Annotated in this window: 1 protein-coding gene; it reads left to right on the top strand. The window is 74.9% G+C overall.

The annotated features are described in order from the left end of the window. Positions 1 to 20: 20 nt before the first annotated feature. A partial coding sequence (locus AOK24_RS04140) for a beta-ketoacyl synthase N-terminal-like domain-containing protein (protein ID WP_206191142.1) occupies positions 21 to 2,708 on the top strand: 2,688 nt, incomplete at its 3' end.

Below are 2,708 nucleotides of genomic sequence, written 5' to 3'. Positions count from 1 at the left end.
AGAATGTATATAAGAGACGGGTGTCGGGACAGTCGTTCCTGGCGGACGGGGGTCTGTCGGTGGGGCGGGCGATGCTCACGTCCCGTGTCCCGGTCGCGGCCGAAGTGGCCGGGCGGGAAGAGACGGTCGCCGTCGTCGGCATGGGTGTCGTGGCACCCGGCGTCGACGGCCCGGACGCCCTGTGGGGGCGGCTCGTCGAGGGCCGCCCGGTGTTCTCGGAGCCGGGGGGACGCTTCGCGCTGGACGACTTCTGGTCCGCCGAGCGCGGGGCGACGGACCGCACGTACAGCCGGGTCGCCGGGTATGCGCACGGCGCCGGGGACTTCCTCACCGACTGGCTGCGCGCGGCGCTCCTCCAGTGCGGGCGCCCGGCCGGCCTCCGGGCGGCGTGCTTCGTGGGCGCGTGGAACGAGGGCAGCCAGCACGTCGAGGAGAGCGTCCTGGTGGAGGCCGTGGCCGAGGGCACCGGCTCCGAGGAGGTCCGTGAGGCGCTGCGCCGGCGGTATCCGCACGCCGGTGTCCTGGCCGACCACCTCCCCCGCGCTGCGGCCCGGTCCGCCCTGGAGGGCATCCTCCCCGCCGGGACGCCCGTGCAGATCATCGACAGCGCCTGCGCGTCGTCCCTGTACGCGATCGACCTCGGCGCGAAGAGCGTCCTGGACGGCGACTGCGACATCGCGTACTGCGGGGGCGCCTTCTCCCAAGGGCCGCGCTACAACGTGCTGTTCGCCCAGCTGAACGGGTTGAGCCGGGCCGGCCGGGTGCGGGCGTTCGGCGAGGACGCGGACGGCGTGCTCTTCTCCGACGGCGCGGGCCTGGTCGCCCTCAAGCGGCTGGACCGTGCGCGGGCCGACGGGGACCGGGTCCTCGCGGTGCTCGCCGGGTTCGGGGCGGCGTCGGACGGGCGGGGCAGGGCCGTCCACGCGCCCAACCGGACCGGGCAGGAACGGGCGTTGCGGCGGGCGCGTGCCGTGAACGCGGTTCCTGCGGGGCAGCTCGACTGGGTGGTGGCGCACGCGACCGGGACCCCGGTGGGGGACGCGGTGGAGCGTTCGGTGCTGGAGGAGGCGTGCCCGGGCGTCCTGTGCACGTCGAACAAGTCGGTGGTGGGGCACACCGGTTGGGCCGCCGGGGTGCTGTCGGTGATCCACGCGCTCCAGGGCCTCGCGCATTCGACGGTGCCCGCGCAGGTCCCCTGCGAGGGGATCACCCCGTCCGCGCTGCGCATCCCGGCACACGCGGCTCCGCTCCCCCGGCAGCCGGACCGGCCCCGCACGGTGGGCGTCTCCTCGTTCGGGTTCGGCGGCACCAACGCACACCTCCTCCTCCAGGACGAGTCGACGCCCCGCTCGCAGCCCCCGGTGCTCGACGGGGACCCGGTGGTCGTCGTCGGCTGGTCCGCGCATCTGCCCGGGACGCCGGACGAGACGGAGGTCTTACGGCGCCTGGCGCGCGGACTCCCGTTGGCAGAGCGGTCGTTCGGGGCGCCGTACCCGGTGCCGCCGGTCGGCGAGGTGCGGATGCCGCCGCGTACCGCCGCCGTGATCGACCCGGCCCAGTTGATGGCGTTGCAGGTCGCGGCGCGGCTCGCGCCCTTCTGGGAGGGGCTGGCGGAGACCACGGGGGTGATCGCCGCGCACACCGGGGTGCCGGTCAACTCGGCGGACGTCAGCGTGCGTTGCTATGCGCGCTCCCTCGGCAGCGAGCCCGTGCAGGCGTTCGTGGAGAGCGTGCTGGAGCGTACGGAGGCTGCGGGCGAGGACACGCTCGCGGGGCTGATGCCGAACGTGGTCCCCGCGCGGGTGGCCGCCGCGCACGATCTGCACGGGCTGACGATGACCGTGGACACGGGGCCCACCTCGGGGCGTACGGCGCTGAGGACCGCGCAGAAGTACTTGTGCAGGGGGGAGTTGGACGTGGCGCTCGTCCTCGGTGCGAACGGCGGCAGCACTCCCCTGTTCGCTCGCCTCCACGGTCTGCCCGAACTCGCCCCCGCCGAAGGGGCTTTCGCGTTCGTCCTCACCCGCGCGTCGGTCGCCCGCTCCAGGGGCTGGGCCGTCCTGTCCCCGCTGGGCGACCTGCTGTCGGCGCTCCCGGACCGGCAGGGCTTCGCCACGGACCGCACGTATCTGGCGGCGGACGACCTGGTCGACGCCCTGCGCCGACTCCCCCTCGCCGAACCCCGGCTGACTCGCCGTCACACGGTCGCCTGGGTCCGTTCCGGAGCCGTACCGGCCCCTCCGGACCGCCTCACCCCGGACACCCTCGTCCTCTCCGACTCCCCCGTCCCCGGCCTCCCTTCCACCTCCCGCCTGTTGACCCTGCGGCCCGGCGACGACCCCCAGACGTCCGTCGAGAAGATCCTCGCCGAGAACCCCCGGGGTTTCCGCCACCTCCGTGTCCTCACCGACCTGCGCTCGGCCCCGGCCTGGCCCGCGCCTCCCTCCGGGACGCTGCTCGCCGTGCAGGAAGCGGCGTTCCTCGCGGCCCGGGAGCTGCGGGACGCGCTGGTCGACGGCGGGACGCTCGGGGTGGCGGTCCTCACCGGGCCGGTCACACCGCCGCACGCGCATCTGTTCACCGGGTTCGTGAAAAGTCTCGCGTGGGAGCTGACCGGGTGCACGCCGCTCGCCCTGCTGACCGACGCCGGCACTCCCGGGGCTGGACTCGCCGCGCTGGAGGGCGAGTTGGGGCGGGCGCGGGAGGGG

Source organism: Streptomyces niveiscabiei, assembly GCF_001419795.1.
GTDB classification, from domain to species: domain Bacteria; phylum Actinomycetota; class Actinomycetes; order Streptomycetales; family Streptomycetaceae; genus Streptomyces; species Streptomyces niveiscabiei.
The sequence above is the reverse complement of the archived record's forward strand: the minus strand, read 5'-3'. Positions and strand labels throughout refer to the sequence as shown.